Here is a 20851-nt window from a genome sequence, read left to right as displayed (position 1 = left end):
TTGAGGTAATGGGTAGCGGAAGGATTCAGAAAATAAAAGGTACAGAGGCTACTATTAGCGACCCTTTTGTGCCATTAGGTGCAAAGTCTTTTAACCTGTCTTCTACCAAGGGTTTTAGCGTGGGGGATTCTGTTATTTTATTTAGGCCTGGAACAGTGAGGTGGATTCATGATTTGAAAATGGATCAGATTGTTGCCAGAAAGGGTACAAAGCAATGGTCGCCTGATTACTATAACCTGGAATATGAAAGAGTAATAACGGACATAAAAGGCAACCGCCTATTTTTGGATAATCCCGTAGTCATGCAAATGGAAACCAAATATGGAGGTGGGGCAATTTATGGTTATCATTTTAATGGAAGAATTAATAAGGTAGGCATAGAAAACCTTTATTTGGAATCTGCTTACACAAATGATACTGCTGAAAATCATGGTTGGGTAGCCATCCGTATGGATAAGGTGGAAAATTGTTGGGTGAATCATGTGACCTCCAGGTATTTTGGTTATTCCTGTGTTAGTTTAGGTTATGGCGCAAGAAATACAACGGTCATGAATGCAAGTTGCCTAGACGCTAAATCCATCATTACCGGAAGCAGAAGATATTCTTTTAATAATGACGGCCAGTTGAACCTTTTTATGAACTGTCATGCCACTGAAGGCAGACACGATTATGTGACGGGTGCCAAAGTATGTGGACCCAACGTCTTCTATAACTCAACAGCAGAAAGAACCCATGCAGATATAGGTCCGCACCACAGATGGGCTACGGGAACTTTGTATGATAATATTCAAACTACAGGACAGATTGATATACAGGATAGAGGCAACTGGGGAAGTGGTCATGGGTGGAGTGGTGTCAACCAGATTCTTTGGAATTGTAAGGGAGCGTCAGTTGTCGTACAGGATCCATGGGTGTCAGGTCACAATTATTGTATTGGCCTGATAGGAAATAAAGGAAAGCCGAGATTCAAGGAGCGCAATGAGGGAATTTGGGAAGGGTTAAATAGGAAGGGGCTTCAACCTACGTCGCTTTATATGGCTCAATTGAAGCAGCGTTTAAGCAATAACTGATAGGATAAATGCTTTACTCAGGTTTGGGGATACATCTCAATGTAGAATCAGGCTTTCTTCCATGCCGTTTTTTATTTTGTATTTGAAGGCAATGTTACCGTATTTGTTTTTATGGGCTGCTGTTGGTGATTAATATTCTCTACATCATTATTAGGGTTAATTTGCTGTTTGGGCAATGTTTTGTTATTCGTTGGTGTGGCGGACGATTTTTGCAACAGGAAATACGTTAAGGTGCCAATCCATAACAATAATAGTAATAAAGTCATTACCTTAAATTTGTCTATCCTGCGATGATGGTGACGTGGATAACTTTCATTAATATATGGATTTGGATTATTTTTTTGGTGAAAATCACTTTGGGGATTGACCTGCTTAAATCTTGCATTTGGGATCGGCTTTTTAAGTGTGTTAATAAATTCAGGCTTTTTAATTTGATCAATACTTTCAATGAAAATCCGTTTATTTTCATTAAATAATACCTTTATCTCTTGAATTTTTTTACCTGATTTTAGTTGATTGGTCAAGTCGCTTATGTTCACAAAATAATCACCGTAAATCTGTTTTATTTGTTCTAACTCAATTTTGGATTCTTTAATCAATCGTTCGTTTTCGAGGTGCAGCAATTCATTGCTCTTTATTTGCTCGCAAAACCTATTGACTTCAATGGTTTTATCTGCTTCTAATTGTTGTATAGTTTGCTCAAATTCAGCGATGGCAGTTGCTCTTATTTTTTTTCTTACCTCCACTAACTTTTGAATTTCTGCTTCAAAGCCAGCTAGCTCTACGAAATTAAAAATATTTTTTTGATGTACATATTGTGCAATATCCTGGCTTTTTGTAAAGTAGATTGTATCATATGAATTTAATAATTCTATTGATCTTTTTAATATATTTTGGAATTCCTTGTCATCTGTGTTGCAATAAACCACTAAAGGCTTATTTGATGATTGCAGCAGATTTATATCTTCGACCTCTTTTAAATGTTGGTTTAATTTGTCAAAGTCCTTAGGTTTGGTTATAGAAAGATGGTCGGAATGGCTGACTAAAATTACATTGTCTTTTACATTCCTGTTGTAAAGGGAGTTTTGGCACTCATTCAGGACCTTTAGTGTTAGATGTTCATCGGCAATTTGTTCCGTAAATAATATACTGGTGCCGATAAAAGTGCCACTTCTTTCTGAATTTTGTTCTTTAGCAAAAGAGTACACGCAGTAGGATATGCTATTTTCTCCAATAGTATTTTCTTTTCTGATTGCATAAATTTTGCTGTTTGGGAATAATGTAATGGCATTGGTATTTAAATCAAAGGTTTTAATAACGCTAGATAGCCGGCTGTCTCCTATAAAATAGGATTGCCTGAAGCCGTTTGGATTCCCAAACGTACCAAATGCAATTAAATTGATATTGTTACTCATTGATATTGAAAGCTAATTTCTAAAGCCAAATTTTAAACGTTCCCAAAAAGTGCCTTCATAATCCAATGAGTATCCAACAATACTTTGATATAACCATTTGGATAGTATCTCTGCTGTGGATAAATTTAATTCAGTTATTTTTTCCACCCCATTGCTGTTTTGAATATTGCCGATGGTGTAATAGGTTTTTGTTAATCCATAAGTGTCAATTCGTTGGCTGGTTCTGCTTAATCTTTCGTTTATAAAATTATTTAAATCCTCTTCATTGGTTACGATCATTTTGCCCGATTTATCCCATTTTGATATGACCAGAATAGCATTAACTAATTTTAGATTTTTGCCTTTTCTTTCCAACTCGTCCAAAAACTCATTGATGATTGTATCGTCTTTGTGTGCCTTTTCATAACTTGTTACAATAATAAATGTTAATGGAATATCTGCATTTAAATAGGCAGCTATACTATTATGATAACTGCCACCTCTTCTTATGTCATTATGGTTTTCCCCGGAAGTTTCTAAAAAAGTTAAGTTAATGGGAGGGATCTTTTTTGACTTATTGTTAGGCTCAAATAAGAAATCGAGTCGGGTAACCTGATCTCGGGTGGTTCTATTTGGTAAGATTCCTTGACGGATATTTTCAAAAAAGTCTGATAGCAAGACCTGGGCTTCTTTTGTATTCGGGGTTCCTTGTTTTGGCCGTAAGACGCCAACTTGTGAACTCAAATAATAGAGCATTGATGATAGAATGACTGATTTGCCTGAGTCAGCTGTGCCAAAAAAGAAAATAAAGTTACTTTCCTTATTTTTAATTTCTGGCGTGCTTAATTGAGAAATTGGGATATAATTATCCTCATTGTCCTTATGGTTAGGTTCGAAGGCCAATGGTTTTAATTGTTCTTCTTCATTTTCAAATGAAAGGGGTTTTAATTCTTCATTATCTATGTTCATATGCTTAAAATTAATTATTAGGGATTAGTGTCTTGCCCCTGCGCTTGTTATTAAATACGCTGCCATTATTATTACTGTTTTGGTCAACAGGCATTAGTAATATAATCAACATAATACCAAAATCTAATAGGATACAGCCAATTAATACCACAAATTGATACATGCCGAAATTGGCAATTGCATGATCAAAGGCATACCCAATTTTACCAATCTCCTGTGTCTGTGAGATGGCTGGTTCAAATTTTAATTTTTGATCACCTAAAATAGTATGCGCTCTTAAGCCTAATTTGTTGTATGCTGTTAGAGATTCATCAATTAACCCTTGTGCCGTAGCATCTTTATCCTTATTTGGAAGGAGTAAGAATGCCTGAATCTGTTTATTCCATTTTACAACCTCCTTACTGAGGTCAGTTTTTAACTGGGATTCTTCTGGCGATAGATTTTCCATCATTTGGGTTATCTGCTGGGCATATCTGTCCGCTAAATCACTATAGCCATTTGCGTCTTTACTTATAGGCGTTAGTGGGGTTATTTTTTTGCCCAGTGATTTTTCTAATCTCCCGATTATTTGGTTGGCATATTGGCCTCTCCCCTGATTTTTTGGATCTGTGATTTGGATTTTTAATTGATTGATATCTCTTGATATATCTTGTCTAGTTTTTGGATCTGCCACCTCATAATTCAAATTTGCATCTACATTTGTTTCCAGATTATTAAATTTTTTGTTGATATCTCTTAGTTCTGTATTATAGATGTCTGTTTTCATAAACCTGGTATACAAGGCATTGAAATTGGCAATAAAACAAAATGCTGCGAAGAAGAGATATATGGCGCTTAGGGCGGTTGCTGATTTACCTGCTTTCTTGGCCATTCTGATTTGCCACAGCAGAAATAATAGTACTAAAGCCAATACCAGTGCAATTATTAAGGCACTGGTCCCGAAAATCTGTTCTAAGCCTATCCATGTTTGGTAGAAGCTAACACTAACCAGTAATATTGCTAGTATTGCAAGAAACAGGTCAGTTGGTGTGATCTGATTTTTCATAAAAAATCTTTGTTTGGGAAGTAAAATAGTAAAAAATGATGAATTCTAAATAAGTGTCCTTTAATTAATTTTTATACAGATGGGCAATAAAAAATTATTCTATAGTTCCTGTTTGCTTTACGAAAATGGATTTGCAGGCATCTTACACTTTATGACCATTTATTTTCAGGTTGAATTTTGAATTATTTTTCTGGTTTATTTTGGAAATTCATTATGTCAAATTGGTTAAATGTTTAATGTTTTTTAATTTACTTACGCTATTGAATAGTCCCTGTTTTATAAAGATAGGGCTTTGTATAATATTGTTTTGAAATTTTTCTCCTAGTTAAAGAATCTTTAGTGAAGGATATATGCAATTAGAGTTAACCTTTTTTGGTATATAATTATCGCTTTTTGGAATATGATAGCGTGTGTTAGTTGTTTTATTGTTTGAAAATCAGATAATTGTATTAGAGGTGGCGAAAGGTAGGATCGTTGAATTCAATCTACCACGTTTATATTTAGCAATTATTGTATAGATTATATTGATTGCACGTTAAATTTAGGCAAGACGTTTAATAATTGCTCCTGGGAAATATTGCGGTAATGATATGTTCTAATAATTTTAATCCTTGGTTGAAGTTTGGAATGAATTATTTTCAAGCGCATCGCACTCATAATTGTTTCATAAACACCCAATTCACGAATGAATACTATTTCTATATTCGCTGGGCTGCATGCCTTTCATTTTTTTAAACAAACGGTTAAATAGGGTAATGTTGTTAAATCCGCTTTCATAACAAATCTCCTTAATACTTTTCTTACCTTCTGATAAAAGCTTACAAGCATGTCCGATCCTTAATTCATTAATGAATTGAGAGTAGCTTTTGCGGGTACAGGATTTAAAATAACGGCAAAATGAATTCTCCGTCAGATTCGTTTTGTCGGCAATGTCTTTAATATAGATTTTGGATCTATAATGCTCAAGGGTATAGTTGTAGATGGTGTTTAACCTTTCAGACTGGGTGAATAAGTTGTCACTATGATAGGCTGAGGAAATACTGCAAGATGGTTTGATTTCTGCTATACTGGTCAGTAGCTCCAAAAGCATATAATCCGCCTGGTTCCCGTTGCTTCAATTAATGCGGATAATAGTTTTTTTGCTTCTGCGGATTGCTTACCATTGAATACTAATCCCTTTTTACACTTCTCTAATAAGAAAGCTAATTTTTGGTTCTCTGGAATGCTCAAAAATCCTTACCCCAGAAATCCTCCCTGAACTGTGTTAGTTCAATATAAGATTTTGCCGTTGGTTCTTGAATATATTGCTGATCAAATTTCCAATAATGTGGTAGATAACTACCGATACAAATGAGATCTCCTCCTTTGAAATGATGGATTCCATCGCCAGCGAACAGCATCCCTGCACCTTCAATTACATGGATAAATTCAAACTCCGGATGATAGTGCCAGCTATTGTGTTTATAAGAATAATGGTCGGATCTTGCACTAAATGAGATGGCAGGACCGGCTGTTATTTTAAGTAGGACAGGTTTCATAAAGTGATTATTTATTCTTTGTTTCGATAAAAATATGTAATATTTGATAGAATAGTGTATGTATTGGAAGAAATTAGCGCTTTTTTACCCGTAACAATTCTTTTTCTTTGTTAGCATTAAATCGAACATTATGCTACTTTCTGACAAAGTGATCGTCATTACAGGGGGCGCCAGTGGTATTGGATATGCTTGTGTCAAGGCATATATCAAGGCAGGGGCGCAAGTTGTGGTTTTGGATATTCAACAAGGAGCAATGGATCGACTAATTGCGGAGATCGGCCCTGATCATTTGGCCATAGACTGTGACGTAACAAAAGAGTCATCCGTTAAATTAGCCATTGAGCAGGTCAAAGACCGATATGGTCGAATTGACGCTATACATAACAATGCAGGAATCGCGACGCCTTCAAAATCACTAGATTTAACCACGCCTGGTGAGTGGCAAACCATCATGAATGTCAATCTATTCAGTATTTATCTGACCACAAAATTTGGCTTGCCCTATTTAAAGCAGTCTGCAGGTTGCATCCTGAATACCAGTAGTATGGTGGCGAGTATCGGTCAACTGAACCATGCGGCCTATGTAGCATCAAAAGGTGCTGTCGATGCCCTCACTAAAGCAATGGCACTGGACTACGCGCCTTATAAAATTCGGGTTAATGCAGTGGCCCCGGCAGGCGTCTGGACGCCTACTTTGGAAAAATGGGCAGCAGAGCAGCCTGATAAGGAAAGCATTGAGCAGTATCTGGACGATATTCATGTATTAGGATATTGCCCTAAGGGGGACGTTGTGGCGGACGGCTGTACTTTTTTATTGTCAGATAAGGCGAGGTTTATTACCGGTCACATAATGCCGATAGGCGGTGGTGCGGAGTTAGGTTATCGGCGTTAGGCAATCAAATTCATTTTAAAAAATAGAAAATACAAAATGATCCGGGAAATAAGGATTAAAGATAAGCGGTTTCCACTTAAAGGAGGGGCTGGCAGTGACGCCGTCCACCAGAATCCCGTATATTCTTACGCTGTAGTTGAGTTGGTGGATGATAGTGGCCTAGTAGGTTCTGGTTTTGCTTTTACTTTAGGGGCTGGTAACGAACTTGTTTGCCAGGCAGCTGCTTTTTATAGTCAGACCTTAAAAGGCAAAGATATAGAAGATGTAATGGTAGATTTTGGAGGGTTGTTCAATAGGTTGTCTAATGAGCAGCAATTCAGATGGTTAGGGCCACATAAAGGCGTCGTACATTTGGCCCTGGCCGCCGTAACCAATGCTTGTTTTGATCTTTGGGCCAAAAAAAGAGGCGTACCACTTTGGAAATTACTAATTGAACTTTCTCCAGCAGAGATCATAAGCACCTTGGATCTTAGTTATTTAGAAGATGTCCTGACCAGACAGGAGGCTTTAGCCATTTTGACGGGCCAGCAATTGTCAGCATCTTTAAGAATGCCCATACTAAAGGTAGGCTATCCTGGATATGACACTTCGATTGGTTGGTTTAATTACAGCGATGATAAAATCAGAGAATCTTGTAAAAAGGCCATGGATGAGGGCTTTTCTGCTGTTAAATTAAAGGTGGGATCTACAGACACACAAAGAGATATCCGCAGGGCTAGTATTATACGGGAAATCGTAGGCAGTGACATCAAAGTAATGCTGGATGCGAATCAAAAGTGGACCTTGCCCGAAGCTTTAGAGGTATGCCAAGCGCTAAAATCTATGAACCCATATTGGATTGAAGAACCTACGCATCCCGATGATATTTTTGCCCATCAAGTGCTGGCAAAAGCCATTCAACCTGTAAAGCTCGCTCTGGGAGAACATGTGCCAAACCGAATTGTATTTAAAAATTACCTGCAATCAGGTGCGGCTAGTTTTTTACAGGTTGATGCCGTGAGAGTGGGCGGGGTGAGTGAATTTATTACCATAAGCCTAATGGCCAAGAAATTTGGTGTGCCGGTAGTGCCGCATGTGGGTGATATGGGGCAATTACACCAGCACCTGGTTCTTTTTAATCATATTTGCCTGGGACATGAGGCCTTGTTTTTAGAGCATATCCCGCATTTAAAGGATCATTTTATACATCCCGTTCTAATTGATAATGGTGTATATAAAATACCACAACAGCCAGGAAGCTCCTGTGAACTAAAAGATTAAGGATAGGTATTGGAAGTCTACATCAACTTAAAACCTAGAACATTATGAAACGCTTTTGTCTAACGCTGGATTTAAAAAATGATCCAGAATTAATCGCAGCCTACGAATTTTACCACGCTAAAGAAAATATCTGGCCCGAGATCGCTAATGGGATTAAGGCTTGTGGTATTCTGACAATGGAAATATACCGGGTAGCAACAAGACTTATGATGATCCTTGAAACAGAAGATAATTTTGAATTGAAAACTGGATTTGATAAAATGCTTCAGAAGCCTCGTCAAAAAGAGTGGGCAGCGTTAATGGAAAAGTTTCAACAACGACTTGCATTTGCAAAACCAGGCGAATTGTGGGTGGAGATGAAAAGCATTTTCCAATTGAATTAAAGGGCTTCAATTTACTTAACTTAAAGCAAAAGCTGTGGACAGTATAAAACATAAAGCCAGGCAATACCTGGTTCCTTTACTGGTCGTAATGAGCCTTATGTTTCTATGGAATATGAGTCGCAATATTAATGATATATTGATACCTCATCTAAAGAGAGCTTGCCAGTTGACCGATTTTCAATCTTCATTGGTTCAGTCGGCATTTTTTGGTGCTTATTTTTTGATGGCCTTGCCAGCAGGCTTATATATTCACCGAAAAGGTTACCGCGCTGGGATGATTACCGGTTTATTGGTCGCAGCTTTAGGTGCAGCTCTATTTTTTCCAGCAGCAGAAATCCGGTCCTATCCATTATTTTTACTTGGACTTTTTATAATGGCCGCTGGTTTTACCTTTCTGGAAGTAACTGCGACGCCCTATATTGCCATACTGGGTGATCCCAAAGAGGCTTCCAGTCGATTAAGCCTGTCTGCAGCGATAGGGTCTGTGGGGTCAACCGTTGCCCCTTATATCGGTTCTCTTTTACTGATGCATAAGGAAGATATACCTGAAAAGGTGATTCAGGGCTATTCAAGTACGCAGTTACAGACTTTTTTGTCCGGTGAAGCAAATATGGTCAAACTCCCTTATTTGACACTTGCTCTATTATTTCTGGTCATGTCCATTGTTGTCTTGCTTATAAAAATGCCCGTTATAAAAGAAACTTCTGACCCGTCTGCAAATAAATATTCCTTTAAAAACGTTTTTAAATTCCCTCATACGATGTTGGGCGTGTTAGCAGTATTTAGTTATTTAGGCGCCGAAGTAGGCATTGTCAGTTTTATGATCCGGTATGCCCAATCCTTGCATATCCCCGGTCTGAGTGGCCAAAAGGCCGCTTTATTTATTTCGCTTTATATGGGCCTGGTGCTGGCCGGTCGCCTGGCAGGAGCCTTGCTACTTAAAAAGATAAAACCCTCGAATGTTTTGTTGATTTCATCGGTGGGGGCAATTGTATTGGTTGTGCTGGCAATTCTGACTACAGGTTATTTTTCCTTGTTTTCCCTAGCCTTGGTTGGGTTATTCACTTCAGTGATGTATCCTGTTATATTTACCCTAAGTATCAAAGGATTGGGTGATTATACTAAAACGGCTTCTTCCTTACTCATTATGGGGGTGGTTGGAGGGGCAGTCATACCACCACTGATGGGGCTTGTGTCTGATCAGGGGGGTATCCGGCTGGCCTATGTATTGCCGGTTATATGTTATATATATGTCACGTATTATGCTATAAAAGGCTTTAAAATAAAAAACAAACTATGAAAAAGTTGATTCTTTTGACGGCCATTTCTTTTTTGATGGTCTCTTTTACCCAGGCCCAAAATACTGTAAATGGAACCGTAAATACAACTGTCCAAAAGACGAGTCCACAAATACTTCAAGATTTTATGGATCTTCGTTTTGGCATGTTTATCCATTTTGGGCCAGTGACACTCAGAGGAACAGAAATAGGTTGGTCCAGAAACAACCAAGTAACTCAAGACGACTATGATAGCTTGTATAAAGAGTTTGATCCGGTGCTTTTTAATGCAGACGACTGGGTAAAAACCGCCAAGGCGGCAGGCATGAAGTACCTGACGATTACAGCAAAGCACCATGATGGATTTTGCCTCTGGCCCACTAAATACACTGATTATAATATTAGCAACAGCCCATTCAAAAAAGACATCGTTGGGGCGCTTGCTATGTCGTGTAAAAAATACGATGTCAAATTTTGTATTTACTATACAGTACTGGACTGGTATGACAAAAGATATCCCTTACATAATGATGGGAAAGGGCCTGATCCTGCAGCCAATATGCCTGCATTTGTGCAGTACATGAAAAACCAGCTCAGGGAATTAGTGACAAATTATCATCCTTATATGCTGTGGTTTGATGGAAATTGGGAAAAGCCCTGGACACTGGAAGATGGCAAAGAGATATACCGTTATCTCAAAAGCCTGGATCCGGACCTTATTGTAAATAACCGGCTGGGTAAGGGGGAACATCCGGCCCTTAGTAGTGAAACAGTCGGTGATTATGCAACACCTGAACAAAAGGTAGGCACCATGAATATGGATTATCCCTGGGAATCCTGCATAACGCTTTGCTCCCAATGGGCCTGGAAACCTAATGATAAGATGAAATCCTTAAAAGAGTGCTTACAGACACTAGCCAGTACGGCAGGAGGGAATGGCAATCTCTTATTTAATGTAGGACCCATGCTAGACGGCAGAATTGAAATGCGGCAACAAAAACGACTTCGGGAAATCGGGAACTGGCTTAAAACCTATGGGGAGTCTATTTATAACACAAAGGGCGGTATTTATACCCCCACCAAATCTATGGTCTCGACAAGAAAGGGGCAAAAGATCTACCTACATCTTTTTAAAAGCCCTGGCAGTAAATTGGTTTTACCTGCAGTGCCTGGTTGTCACATCAAGGCTGCCGCCTTCTTAAAAGGAAAGGAAATTCAGTTTCAGCAAAAGGATCAGCGGGTAATCTTAAATCTTCCAGACACACTGCCAGACGAGAATGATGCGGTTATTGAGCTGCAAATGGATAAAAATGTAGAGAATTTACCAGTTATTGACCTTAATGAAAGTTACGAAGACGTTTGAGTGTATATGCATAATAACAATTGAAATTGTCCTGTAATTATAGATTACAACTACACTGAATCAATTAATTAACGAAATTTGGCAACACTTTTTCGAAGCTTTGCATTGCCAAATTCTCGAAATTGAGTATTTGGCTTTTTAAAAACTGAGCAATTTTGTAGATTGCTGATGGAGCCTTGTTTGATGGGCTGAAGCTTCTTAAATTAATCAATTTTATCAAAGCGGTTAATAACATTATCTACATATGTTTAAATGGGAAGGCATTCATGTTTCTTAAGGGTAGTCCTTAAGGAGCCTTTTTACTAATTTAAAAATAGTAGTGCTTGATTCCTCATTTGCAGGATTAGAATGATCAAGTCTATTATAAATTTTTTCTGCCCTAATAATGGCCAGATCCCGATGAATTTTATTTGTCTTGGGCTCTTTGGATTCTAAGACATCAAATAACTCTGTAGTTACTATTTTTGAACTGTTTCCGTCATATTTACAGTTAAATGGCTTTAAACTCTTATTTAGCTTTGTGTTATACTCTGTTCGAGGAAATTTTCCTCCTTGATGATCTAGAAAGTGAAGGATAAGCCAATATTCAAAAGCCTGATTGGAGTATGCTACCTCAATTTTTTCCTTTTTTGCTAATTGGATTGCCTTATTGAAATTTTGTGCAGTATGGCCAGTTTTGTTAGACGTGGCCGGATCCCTATCAAAAACACACCATATTTCATCATAAGGCTTATTAAGATGTATCGCCTTATCACGAAGTTACATTGCTCGCTCAATGAGTGACAATGTATTATGACCTTCGCCAAAACTTTTAACATCTGTATTTGACAAGGCAAATTGATTGAAATAAGAAGGTTCTGTATTTTCTCCTTCGCAATAAATTAAAATTCGCTTTCTTCTAGGTTTTTCAGGTTTCGCTCTTTCTAAATTAGGCTCAATTTTGTGCTTTTTTTTTGCTGCATTCTTTTGAGCTTTATGAGAAGCTCTGGCCGCAGCTTCCTTTTCTTTTTTATTCTGCATTTTCATTGGAAGAAGTGGATTTAATTAGTTGCTCAAAATTACCCAAATATGGTATGCCCCCATAATTTCCTTGCAAATAGTTTTTTTCTAAATTTTCATTTTTCCGAGGACTATAATCATTTAGAGAGTACAAAATACTGGCTCCATATCGATCTTTTTCAGTAAACCAAATCTGATCACGGCGAAGGAGACCTACATTTAGCAAATTAGTATCATGTGTGTTAAAGATTAATTGTGCAGACATAGGATTGTGCAATTTTGAATTGAATAATTCAATAATTTTACAAACTAAATTGGGATGTAACCTTGCATCTAGCTCATCAACGATCAAAATACTGCCATTTGCCAGTACGTCTAATACTGGGCCAGAAAGGGCTAAGTATTTTCTAGTTCCAGCAGATTCATGTTGATCAATTTTAAAATCTTTGTTTGCAACTCGATTCCCATTCTTGTCATAACGACGGTAGGTGGCGATGTCTTCAACTAAATAACCTTCTTCATTAATAATTTCTTGAATAATACGTTCACGAATTTCATTGGACAATTGATCTGGCAGATCTTCTATTCCAAGATTGACTATGGAGATTTCTTCAAGTCCGATACTTGCTGCTCGTACGAAGTTTGTGATGGCACCACGCATTTTACCCGTTTTGATCTGATTTAATGTGTATGCCATGTATGATCGATCATTGAGCCCAGAAAGAATATGTAATTTTTGAAACCACTTAATAATAAATTTTGAGAGGTCATCATTCCATTTTGCTGCAGCGGTTAGCCATAGTGTCGTACTTTTTACCATTTGGTCTTTTGCGACCTTTCTGCCGATTTTAAATTCAGGAATACGCCCGTGAAATTCAAATTCTTGTTTGGTTCTATAAAAAAGTTCGATTTCAGTATCTTTTTCCTTTTTGAAAAGCCACTCTGCGACAATAAGTTGGGGTAGAATTTCGAAGCCATAGCGATAACGGATGCCATCTCGAATAAAGATAACTTCAAATTCACTACTTTCTGATTCACTATAAGTGTCGAGTAGAAATGGTTCAACCTTAATCTTGTCATTTGGTTGCTCGTCAGCTGATGATCTGACAAATTGTTTCATGAAGTATAATGCCTCCACAAGCTTCGTTTTTCCACTTGCATTTGCACCATAAATAACTGCACTCTTTAGCAACCGTAATTCCTTGGTTGAGTGGGACAGAGAGGTTACATTTTCAATTTCTCTTGTTGTTTTATCATAACCAGAGGCAACTAAACTTAAGGTTGCCTTTTCTCTAAATGATTTAAAATTACGTACTGAAAATTGAATAAGCATAATAAAAGCCTTTTTTGCAAAAAAAATGCATATAAGTGATATAATATGCAAAATGTGAAAATTTAATAGGAAAAATTGATTTTTATGGTTTTTGTGTTCATGACTTAAATTAATCTTTTCCGATCTGCCTTTGAAGGTATGTCATACATTTTTTTTGAAAGAAAGTGTTATCAAATTAATACTTCACATATTATAAGGATGCGCTTACGGGTTAGATTGAAATTGCGCATTTAGACAATAAAAACCAGCAGGATGGCTAATCGCAGTGGGCATTAATTTGCGAAAATATACGGGTCGTGCCTGGGCCTCATTAACTCTATGTTTATGTTTTGGCGTTTATCAAAAAAAGTAATTGTTATTTATGTAAAATATTCGCATGGGCTAATAATGTTTATTATCAATAGTTTGCGAAGGTATGAATTCGTTGTGAAAATAAGGTAAGACTCTGTTTTATGCAGTTTAATCTTTTATTAATGTAAATATCATTAAGTGCATTCAATTTTGTGGGTAATCATATATCTGTAGTATCAATTCTTTGCTTTCGAGCCGGGAGCGAACATGTTATTACTGTAATTAATGTCTTTATTGGATTCAAGAGAATTGACAGCTAAAGGTTTACGTTTAAAATATTTAATAGTTTGGCATAAATGCAAATTCAATAGGAAATCAGGCAACCCTGTTTAATGAAATTTGCCAGTTAATTTAAAAATGAATAAGCGTAAATTTGATAAACGAAGACCAATAATTTCCAAAATAGTTTAATAATGAAAAAATGAATCGGTGGTTAAAACCTGACAGATTGTAATTGTTTTTTATAATCACTAGGAGATATGCCCGTTAATTTTTTGAAGGTATTAGAAAAGTAAGACAGGTGCTCAAATCCTGTTTGATCGCAGATTTCAGATAGACTCATCCTGCTAGTGGCCATCAAATACTGAGCTCGTTCAATGCGTTTTTCATTGATATAAGCAATGGGTCTTAAGCCTGTATACAGTTTAAATTGCCTTGAAAAATAATCTACATTTTGGTGGACCATGGTGGCAAGTTTAGACACAGAAAGGGGCAGTTGAAGGTTAGCTAGAATATAATTCAGGGATTCTATTATCTTAATTGGTATGACATGTTCATTGGGTGATGCACTTGTGTCCAATTGAAGGAATCTGGAGACCAACTGCATCAAAATTCCCTGGGTTTCAATATAAATGGCTAAGCTTTGTTTATTATTCAGCTGCTGATATTCGTCATAATATATTTCTTTCTCGTATACTTTAGGATTATCGGAACGGTTGATGCCTCTACCGGGATTAATTTCCAGGAGTCGTTTAAATAACTGAACATCTACATCGGATGCCTTAAGTCTTAAAACAGCTCGTTTATTGGCAAACATGGAAATACCATGTGAAGATTGTTCAAAAAATTGAACAAAATATTGCCCCAGGACGTTTTTGCAACAAAGATTGCACATGGTAAAGCTAGGGATAATATAAAGATACCCAGGTTCCAATTTTACGGTTCTGTTGAAATCAGAAATTTCCCCCTGACCTTCATTGATGTAGTAAATTCTATAGTAAGGGCTTAGGACATTGCGGTAGTTCCAACTAGAGGTCAATTGAACGTAGTCCACATTCAAAAGAGAAAAGCTATATTGTAATACCCGTTTAACCATATAATCAAATATAAGATAAAAGAAGCAAAATGTTCTAATCAAAAGTCGGATTTGTATAAGAAAAGGTCTATTTAATTTAAAATATGACGCCTTATTTATTATAATTTTGATATGAAATGGTTAGTGAAGATTTACTAGGTTTATTCGAACACCTGCTCCTAATGGGTAGTCCTTTAAGGAGCAACCTTAGATGCGCTAAAAGGCTTAAAAATTGCGCAGTGATATTGGATTAGTATATATTAATAAAGTGGAAGATAAATATCCTTTTGTTTAACATTAAATTTAAATTCCTTGCAAAGAAGAACTGTCCTTAAAACCCTGGCAGCTGTACTTCCTGGGCTTTATATTAAAAAGGTGAGCCAACCTTTTAACCTATTTTCCTCCCTTGGACAAGAGCTAACAGAAAACGGTCCATTCAAGCCCACCTGGGGTTCACTAGGGAATTATCAGGTTCCTGATTGGTTTCGGGATGCCAAATTTGGGATATGGGCGCACTGGGGGCCACAATGTGAGCCAGAACGAGGCGATTGGTATGCCCGAGGCATGTATGAGGAAGGCTCAGATCAATACAAATACCACTGTGAAAAATATGGACATCCTTCCAAATTTGGCTTTAAGGATGTCATCAATATATGGAAAGCTGAAAACTGGAATCCAGAAGCGCTGGTTGCCTTATACAAAAAGGCAGGCGCCAAATATTTTATGGCACTCGCCAATCACCATGACAATTTTGACTTATTTGATAGTAGCTATCAATCCTGGAATTCGACTAGGATTGGTCCCAAAAAGGACCTTATCGCTGGGTGGGCCAAGGCAGCAAAAAATAACAATCTGCATTTTGGTGTAAGTGTTCACGCCGCCCATGCATGGAGTTGGTATGAAACGGCGCAACGCGCCGATACCAGGGGACCATTAAAAGGTGTTCCTTATGATGGAAAGGTAAATAAGCGGGAAGGTGTCGGAAAATGGTGGGAAGGGTATGACCCTCAAATGGATCTTTATGCTCAAAATCACCCACTTAGTAAAGATAGTCTGAATAACGGCTCCATCCATCGCCAGTGGAACTGGGGCAATGGGGTAACCCCACCTTCAGCCCCTTACACAGAGAAGTTTTATAAGAGAACGATTGAATTAATTAACAAGTACCACCCTGAACTGGTGTATTTTGACGATACCGTACTGCCTTATTATCCTATTAACGATGTCGGGGTACGTATTGCTGCTCATCTATATAATAAAACGATTAAAGATAATGGTCAGCTGACAGGGGTGGTTACTGGCAAAATATTGGATGCACAACAACGCAAATGTATGATATGGGATATTGAAAGAGGTCAGAGTAATGAAATTGTTCCCAGCCCCTGGCAGACAGATACCTGCATCGGTAATTGGCACTATGATCGCCGTTTATTTGATAATGATGGTTACAAATCTGCCAAAACTGTCATTCATACTTTAATTGATGTGGTCAGTAAAAATGGCAACCTAATGCTCAATATTCCTGTACGTGGGGACGGCACAATTGACGACAAGGAAAGAGCTATAGTTGAATCAATAGGGGAATGGATGAAAATAAATGGGGAAGCTATTTATGCCACCCGTCCCTGGATTAGTTTTGGAGAAGGACCGGCCTTAGTGTCTGCGTCACCTTTAAGGGCACAGGGTTTTAATGAAGGTAAAGGCAAACCACTCGGCCCAAAGGATTATCGCTTTACCTGCAAAGGTCCTATACTTTATGCCTTTATGTTTGGCTGGCCGGACGATGCTACTGCCTTTATAAAAAAACTAGCCAAAGGGCCCTTAGTAGGTGAGATTAAATCCATTCGGTTATTGGGGAGCAATCAAACCATTCAATTTGAACAAAAGGATACTGGTTTAAAAATTAATTTACCCCAACAAGAAGCCTTATTAAATGCGTTTGTTTTTAAAATTGAAGGAGCTATTGTTTAAAAGGGTCATGATTTATTCAACCCTTAAAAAACGCCGGCTAAATCATTTGTAGGAGATTTTGAAAACGGTAAAGGGCAATCGGGCCAATATATTTTTATAATAAGCGCTTTAAAAGGAAAACCAGTAACCATCAAAAATATAAAAAGCACCAAATAAAATGAATGCATTAGAAATTCCGGAAGTAATATTTGGAACAAGTGGACTCGGCAACCTTTATGTCGCGCTGTCAGCGCAGCATAAAGCAAACATTATACAGCAATGTGTTAAATACGGGTCACATCCCACTGTATTTGACAGCGCAGGTAAATACGGAGCCGGACTGGCCCTTGAATCATTGGGGAATGGTCTTCGTCAGGCAGGAATTGATCCCAAAGATGTTATTATCAGCAATAAGCTAGGATGGAAGCGTACGGCGCTTAAAACCAAAGAGCCTACGTTTGAACCGGGCGTCTGGAAAGAACTAAAACATGATGCTGAGCAACAAATTAGTGGGGAAGGAATCCTTGATTGCTATGAACAGGGTAATGCACTGTTAAATGGATATGAAGCAAAATGGGTATCCGTACATGATCCGGATGAGTATTTAGCAGCGGCAAAAGGAGAACCGGATTATCGGAATCGATTTAAGGATATACTGGCAGCTTATGAAGCGCTGGCGGACTTAAAGCGCCAAGGTAGGGTACAAGCTGTGGGAATTGGCGCCAAAGACTGGAAAGTTACCAGGGAGATTATTCAGTATATCCCGCTGGATTGGGTCATGATTGCCAATAGTATGACAATTCACAGTCATCCAGAGGAGTTGCTTGATTTTATGCAACAGCTTCGGAGCCAAGGAGTAAAAATTATTAACTCCGCCATTTTTAACGGCGGTTTTTTGACTGGAGGTGATTTTTATAATTATAAACCAGTATCGCCAGCACTTAATCCAGATCTTTATCATTGGAGAGCTGCATTTTATGCAGCTTGCGAATCCTTTAAGATTCGGCCAGAGGCGGCTTGTGCGGTATTTGCAAGACACGCCCCCGGCGTAAATGGCGTTGCCTTAAGTACCACCAATCTAGACCGGGTTAAATCTAATGTTGAAATTACCAGGTCGACCATTCCAATTGATTTTTGGCAGTCGCTCGTGACAAAACAATTGATCAGTGGGATTTATGCAGAAAATTATTTATACGAATAATCGAAAATATGAAAAGATTATGTTATGCCTTGGATCTGAAAGATGACCCGGAATTAATAGCGAAATACGAATTTTGGCATAAGAGTGAAAATGGTTGGCCGGAAATTAGAAAAAGCATCATAGGGGCTGGTGTCATTGATATGCAGATTTATAGAACAGGCAATAGGTTGTTTATGATTATGGAAACCGAAGATGGCTTTCGTCCGGAAGAAAAGAAAGCCATGGATGCCACCAATCCTAAAGTTAAAGAGTGGGAACGGTTGATGGCACGATTTCAAAAGCCATTGCCCTGGGCAAAAAGAAATGAAAAATGGGTATTGATGGAACAGATTTATGGGCTTTGGTAGAAGAATAATTATGACTAGGCCGTTAAAAGTGGATCCAATTAGAAAATGGATTAAAATCGGCACAAATAGGCAGTAGCGATGGATGATTATTTTTATTTCTCCTAATCGCTACTGCCCTGTTATGCTGGATAATATATTAAGTGACTACTGCGTTATCTAAGTAGTTTGTTTACGATTAATAGGTAGGGTGGCCGATTTGGTATCACTTAGCCGTTACATTTTGTGCTGGGCTCGTTGAAATTAAATCAGATGGAATCACGCCAATTTGCATCAAAACGCCCAATCTGTCCCCTTGTAACCAGGCGTTGATTACTTTTCCTTCCGCCAACTGATATATGACAATGGCGCTGTCTGTTACCTTATTATTGCTGGCTGGAATACCCCTAAAATTCCCGGTATTCGTACCCGTCCAAGTCCATCTAACAACCACTTTATCACCTTCCGCCATCAGGTCAATAATATGCCACTGAATATCTGGAAATGCATTTATGACGGCTTGAACTGTTTCTAAAAATGAGGTTACACCCTTTTTTTCACCGTTGCCTATGCCTATATAGTCTGGAGAAATAACGCTGTCCAATAAGTCATACTTTCTGTTGTTTAGGATGTTCTCATAAAGGTTTTGGATAATTTTTTTGTTGATTAGTTCCTCCGCTGTCCATGTTTTGGTTGCTGGTCTAGGCTGCACTTCCCTGACTTCAACAATGCCTTCTTGTTCTAAAATCGGACATTTTTGGGCTAATTGTATTGCTTCTTTAAAATCTGAAGCCCTTATAATAATCGTGCTGATTACTTTAAGTTCATTGGAAACAATGTCTTTTTGGGTAACGCTGTCTTTACTAGCTACGATATAACTTTCACCTGGGAAAACAAAACTGCTAACAAAGATGCCGTTTGCCTTCCACTGGTCAGTGAGCGCTGTCCACTTTTCCCTTACTGCTGAAGCCTGAACTGCTCCATAGCTCAATGGCAAGTGGATTAATAGCATGTACTCTTTCATTTTTTTTGAGTTTAATGGGTAAATAAAATGGTCTGTCCTTTGTTGAGCAAATAAGGAGTAGGAGAACGACAAAACCATTAGAACAAGTCCAGTCCTTGTTTTATATTGCTCAATAAATGGATTTTTAAGTTTCATAAAGCAAAGTTGATGCTTTGTCCCTTCTGAAACTTGTAAAAAATCATTGATTTACCAGAATTTGCCAGATTTGAAAAATTCCTTTGGAGTTTGGCCAGTAAAAACCTTGAAGTCTTTGTTGAAGTGTGGTTGGTCGTAATAACCATTTTCATGGACAATATCCATAAATGAGGTATCTGATGGGTTTTGGCGAATAAGGGCGTTCAATTTTACAATATGCGCAAATTGCTTTGGCGTGGCGCCTGTTAATTTTCTGAACCTTTTTTCAAAGGCGTCCTGACTGATGTATAGACTATTGGCCAGACCTTTTATTTTGAGGTTTCCATTAACGGCATGGATATTAGCAATCGCTTCTGTGATGAGCGGGTCAGTTTTTGAATAACTGATTTTAGACAGTAAGAACGCTTCAATGAGGGCAATCGTTTCAGCGGTATTTTTGGTTTCTGCCAGGTGCTGCTCCAATAAAGAGATTTCGGCAATTGGAAAGAAATTAGCTAATGGGACGCTCTGTTCAAATAAAAGTTGAGGTGGGGTTGGGAAAAAAGCTGCAACACCCGTTTCCTTGAACAGAACAATAATAGCTGCCGAGTTAGCTTCATAATTAATGAGCCTGGCAGATTTTTTTAACCCTGTAAAAGTGGTCCTTGGTAATAAGCTGGTGTGACTATTATGGATATAGGATATTTGACCTCGCAGACGAAATGCCAGGGCAAAAGAGGTCGTCGGCAAAATCCTGTTTGTTACTGTTTGCTCACTTTCTATAAAAGTGTAGGATTTTACAAATGGTTGAAGCGCCTCAGAGGGAATATAAGTTGCAAAATTCATCAGCTATTGTTCACTTAAAATCTAACGAAGACTTAGCTCCATTGGATTTTCCTCCAACTAATTTATTTATAAATCAAATATACTTTATTTGTACAATGTAATTGTTTTTTTGGTTGAAAGGTATAATTAGGGCTTCAACGGCAGTTTTTAGTTTGTGAATAAATTCGAGGATATTGCTATAAATACAAAGCAGCGTTGTTGATTCTTTTTTATAGTAGGCAAAAA

At 37.8% G+C, this 20851-nt stretch carries 20 protein-coding genes; 9 read left to right on the top strand and 11 right to left on the bottom strand.

The features are described 5' to 3' along the window. The first annotated feature begins 8 nt into the window (after positions 1-8). Entirely contained in the window at positions 9-1070 is a 1062-nt protein-coding gene (locus tag FSB73_RS22675; protein ID WP_225974295.1) for a hypothetical protein, read from the top strand. A 71-nt stretch (positions 1071-1141) separates the two neighbouring features. Here FSB73_RS22675 and FSB73_RS22670 read toward each other — a convergent pair whose 3' ends face one another. The 5 genes from FSB73_RS22670 to FSB73_RS22650 form a co-directional block, all read right to left on the bottom strand. Beyond that, positions 1142-2485, bottom strand: a complete 1344-nt coding sequence (locus FSB73_RS22670) for a hypothetical protein (protein ID WP_146787673.1) — start codon at positions 2483-2485, stop codon at positions 1142-1144. A gap of 12 nt (positions 2486-2497) precedes the next feature. Further along, positions 2498-3433 carry a hypothetical protein gene (locus FSB73_RS22665; RefSeq protein ID WP_146787670.1) on the bottom strand — a complete coding sequence of 312 codons (936 nt, stop codon included), beginning with the start codon at positions 3431-3433 and terminating at the stop codon, positions 2498-2500. A 10-nt stretch (positions 3434-3443) separates the two neighbouring features. Further along, positions 3444-4478, bottom strand: a complete 1035-nt coding sequence (locus FSB73_RS22660) for a hypothetical protein (protein ID WP_146787666.1) — start codon at positions 4476-4478, stop codon at positions 3444-3446. A gap of 679 nt (positions 4479-5157) precedes the next feature. Further along, complete coding sequence (locus tag FSB73_RS22655; RefSeq protein WP_146787664.1) at positions 5158-5568, bottom strand: helix-turn-helix domain-containing protein; 411 nt, start codon at positions 5566-5568, stop codon at positions 5158-5160. A gap of 136 nt (positions 5569-5704) precedes the next feature. Next, positions 5705-6016 carry an AraC family ligand binding domain-containing protein gene (locus FSB73_RS22650; RefSeq protein WP_146787661.1) on the bottom strand — a complete coding sequence of 104 codons (312 nt, stop codon included), beginning with the start codon at positions 6014-6016 and terminating at the stop codon, positions 5705-5707. A 130-nt stretch (positions 6017-6146) separates the two neighbouring features. On the opposite strand from FSB73_RS22650, the gene FSB73_RS22645 reads away from it, so the two are divergent. From FSB73_RS22645 to FSB73_RS22625, 5 genes are read left to right on the top strand one after another with little or no spacing between them, the layout of a single operon-like run. Next, complete coding sequence (locus FSB73_RS22645) at positions 6147-6908, top strand: SDR family NAD(P)-dependent oxidoreductase (protein WP_146787658.1); 762 nt, start codon at positions 6147-6149, stop codon at positions 6906-6908. Between the two features lie 36 nt (positions 6909-6944). Further along, positions 6945-8168, top strand: a complete 1224-nt coding sequence (locus FSB73_RS22640; RefSeq protein WP_146787655.1) for an enolase C-terminal domain-like protein — start codon at positions 6945-6947, stop codon at positions 8166-8168. Between the two features lie 44 nt (positions 8169-8212). Further along, on the top strand, positions 8213-8551 hold the full coding sequence (locus FSB73_RS22635; RefSeq protein WP_146787652.1) for an L-rhamnose mutarotase: 339 nt from the start codon (positions 8213-8215) through the stop codon (positions 8549-8551). A 34-nt stretch (positions 8552-8585) separates the two neighbouring features. Then, entirely contained in the window at positions 8586-9851 is a 1266-nt protein-coding gene (gene fucP / locus FSB73_RS22630) for an L-fucose:H+ symporter permease (RefSeq protein ID WP_192904081.1), read from the top strand. Continuing rightward, entirely contained in the window at positions 9848-11191 is a 1344-nt protein-coding gene (locus FSB73_RS22625) for an alpha-L-fucosidase (protein WP_146787649.1), read from the top strand. Before fucP ends, FSB73_RS22625 begins: the two co-directional genes overlap by 4 nt. 273 nt (positions 11192-11464) lie before the next feature. Here the strand turns inward: FSB73_RS22625 and FSB73_RS27865 are convergent, their stop codons facing one another. From FSB73_RS27865 to FSB73_RS22610, 4 genes are all read right to left on the bottom strand, one after another. Next, the gene (locus tag FSB73_RS27865) at positions 11465-11935 is read right to left on the bottom strand and encodes an RloB family protein (RefSeq protein WP_225974898.1); all 471 of its coding nucleotides are present in this window, start codon (positions 11933-11935) and stop codon (positions 11465-11467) included. Between the two features lie 15 nt (positions 11936-11950). After that, on the bottom strand, positions 11951-12217 hold the full coding sequence (locus tag FSB73_RS26010; protein ID WP_225974294.1) for an RloB family protein: 267 nt from the start codon (positions 12215-12217) through the stop codon (positions 11951-11953). Next, entirely contained in the window at positions 12201-13523 is a 1323-nt protein-coding gene (locus FSB73_RS22615; protein ID WP_146787645.1) for an AAA family ATPase, read from the bottom strand. Before FSB73_RS22615 ends, FSB73_RS26010 begins: the two co-directional genes overlap by 17 nt. 784 nt (positions 13524-14307) lie before the next feature. Then, on the bottom strand, positions 14308-15189 hold the full coding sequence (locus tag FSB73_RS22610) for a helix-turn-helix domain-containing protein (protein WP_146787642.1): 882 nt from the start codon (positions 15187-15189) through the stop codon (positions 14308-14310). A 291-nt stretch (positions 15190-15480) separates the two neighbouring features. Here FSB73_RS22610 and FSB73_RS22605 point away from each other — a divergent pair, with 291 nt between their 5' ends. The 3 genes from FSB73_RS22605 to FSB73_RS22595 all read left to right on the top strand — a co-directional run bounded on the left by FSB73_RS22605 (position 15481) and on the right by FSB73_RS22595 (position 18666). Further along, positions 15481-17139: an alpha-L-fucosidase gene (locus tag FSB73_RS22605; protein WP_146787639.1), complete on the top strand. Its 1659-nt coding sequence runs from the start codon at positions 15481-15483 to the stop codon at positions 17137-17139. A gap of 157 nt (positions 17140-17296) precedes the next feature. Then, positions 17297-18319, top strand: a complete 1023-nt coding sequence (locus tag FSB73_RS22600) for an aldo/keto reductase (protein ID WP_146787636.1) — start codon at positions 17297-17299, stop codon at positions 18317-18319. Between the two features lie 8 nt (positions 18320-18327). Next, positions 18328-18666, top strand: coding sequence for an L-rhamnose mutarotase (locus FSB73_RS22595; RefSeq protein ID WP_146787634.1), 339 nt, complete (start codon positions 18328-18330; stop codon positions 18664-18666). Between the two features lie 202 nt (positions 18667-18868). Here the strand turns inward: FSB73_RS22595 and FSB73_RS22590 are convergent, their stop codons facing one another. Both FSB73_RS22590 and FSB73_RS22585 read right to left on the bottom strand, forming a co-directional pair. Further along, positions 18869-19666: an ester cyclase gene (locus tag FSB73_RS22590; protein ID WP_158639683.1), complete on the bottom strand. Its 798-nt coding sequence runs from the start codon at positions 19664-19666 to the stop codon at positions 18869-18871. Between the two features lie 186 nt (positions 19667-19852). Further along, positions 19853-20626, bottom strand: coding sequence for a helix-turn-helix transcriptional regulator (locus tag FSB73_RS22585; protein WP_146787628.1), 774 nt, complete (start codon positions 20624-20626; stop codon positions 19853-19855). Positions 20627-20851 lie beyond the last annotated feature (225 nt).

Source organism: Arachidicoccus ginsenosidivorans (assembly GCF_007971385.1).
Lineage (GTDB): Bacteria > Bacteroidota > Bacteroidia > Chitinophagales > Chitinophagaceae > Arachidicoccus > Arachidicoccus ginsenosidivorans.
Note: the sequence above shows the minus strand (reverse complement) of the source record. Positions and strands in the feature narration are given on the sequence as shown.

Coding starts and splice junctions, on each gene's coding strand:
- FSB73_RS22650 (WP_146787661.1), bottom strand. CDS start 6,016: ATGAAACCTGTCCTACTTAAAATAACAGCCGGTCCTGCCATCTCATTT.
- FSB73_RS22655 (WP_146787664.1), bottom strand. CDS start 5,568: ATGCTTTTGGAGCTACTGACCAGTATAGCAGAAATCAAACCATCTTGC.
- FSB73_RS22585 (WP_146787628.1), bottom strand. CDS start 20,626: ATGAATTTTGCAACTTATATTCCCTCTGAGGCGCTTCAACCATTTGTA.
- FSB73_RS22660 (WP_146787666.1), bottom strand. CDS start 4,478: ATGAAAAATCAGATCACACCAACTGACCTGTTTCTTGCAATACTAGCA.
- FSB73_RS22675 (WP_225974295.1), top strand. CDS start 9: ATGGGTAGCGGAAGGATTCAGAAAATAAAAGGTACAGAGGCTACTATT.
- FSB73_RS22590 (WP_158639683.1), bottom strand. CDS start 19,666: ATGAAAGAGTACATGCTATTAATCCACTTGCCATTGAGCTATGGAGCA.
- FSB73_RS22615 (WP_146787645.1), bottom strand. CDS start 13,523: ATGCTTATTCAATTTTCAGTACGTAATTTTAAATCATTTAGAGAAAAG.
- FSB73_RS22595 (WP_146787634.1), top strand. CDS start 18,328: ATGAAAAGATTATGTTATGCCTTGGATCTGAAAGATGACCCGGAATTA.
- FSB73_RS22625 (WP_146787649.1), top strand. CDS start 9,848: ATGAAAAAGTTGATTCTTTTGACGGCCATTTCTTTTTTGATGGTCTCT.
- FSB73_RS22665 (WP_146787670.1), bottom strand. CDS start 3,433: ATGAACATAGATAATGAAGAATTAAAACCCCTTTCATTTGAAAATGAA.
- FSB73_RS22640 (WP_146787655.1), top strand. CDS start 6,945: ATGATCCGGGAAATAAGGATTAAAGATAAGCGGTTTCCACTTAAAGGA.
- FSB73_RS26010 (WP_225974294.1), bottom strand. CDS start 12,217: ATGAAAATGCAGAATAAAAAAGAAAAGGAAGCTGCGGCCAGAGCTTCT.
- FSB73_RS22610 (WP_146787642.1), bottom strand. CDS start 15,189: ATGGTTAAACGGGTATTACAATATAGCTTTTCTCTTTTGAATGTGGAC.
- FSB73_RS22670 (WP_146787673.1), bottom strand. CDS start 2,485: ATGAGTAACAATATCAATTTAATTGCATTTGGTACGTTTGGGAATCCA.
- FSB73_RS22600 (WP_146787636.1), top strand. CDS start 17,297: ATGAATGCATTAGAAATTCCGGAAGTAATATTTGGAACAAGTGGACTC.
- FSB73_RS22645 (WP_146787658.1), top strand. CDS start 6,147: ATGCTACTTTCTGACAAAGTGATCGTCATTACAGGGGGCGCCAGTGGT.
- FSB73_RS22635 (WP_146787652.1), top strand. CDS start 8,213: ATGAAACGCTTTTGTCTAACGCTGGATTTAAAAAATGATCCAGAATTA.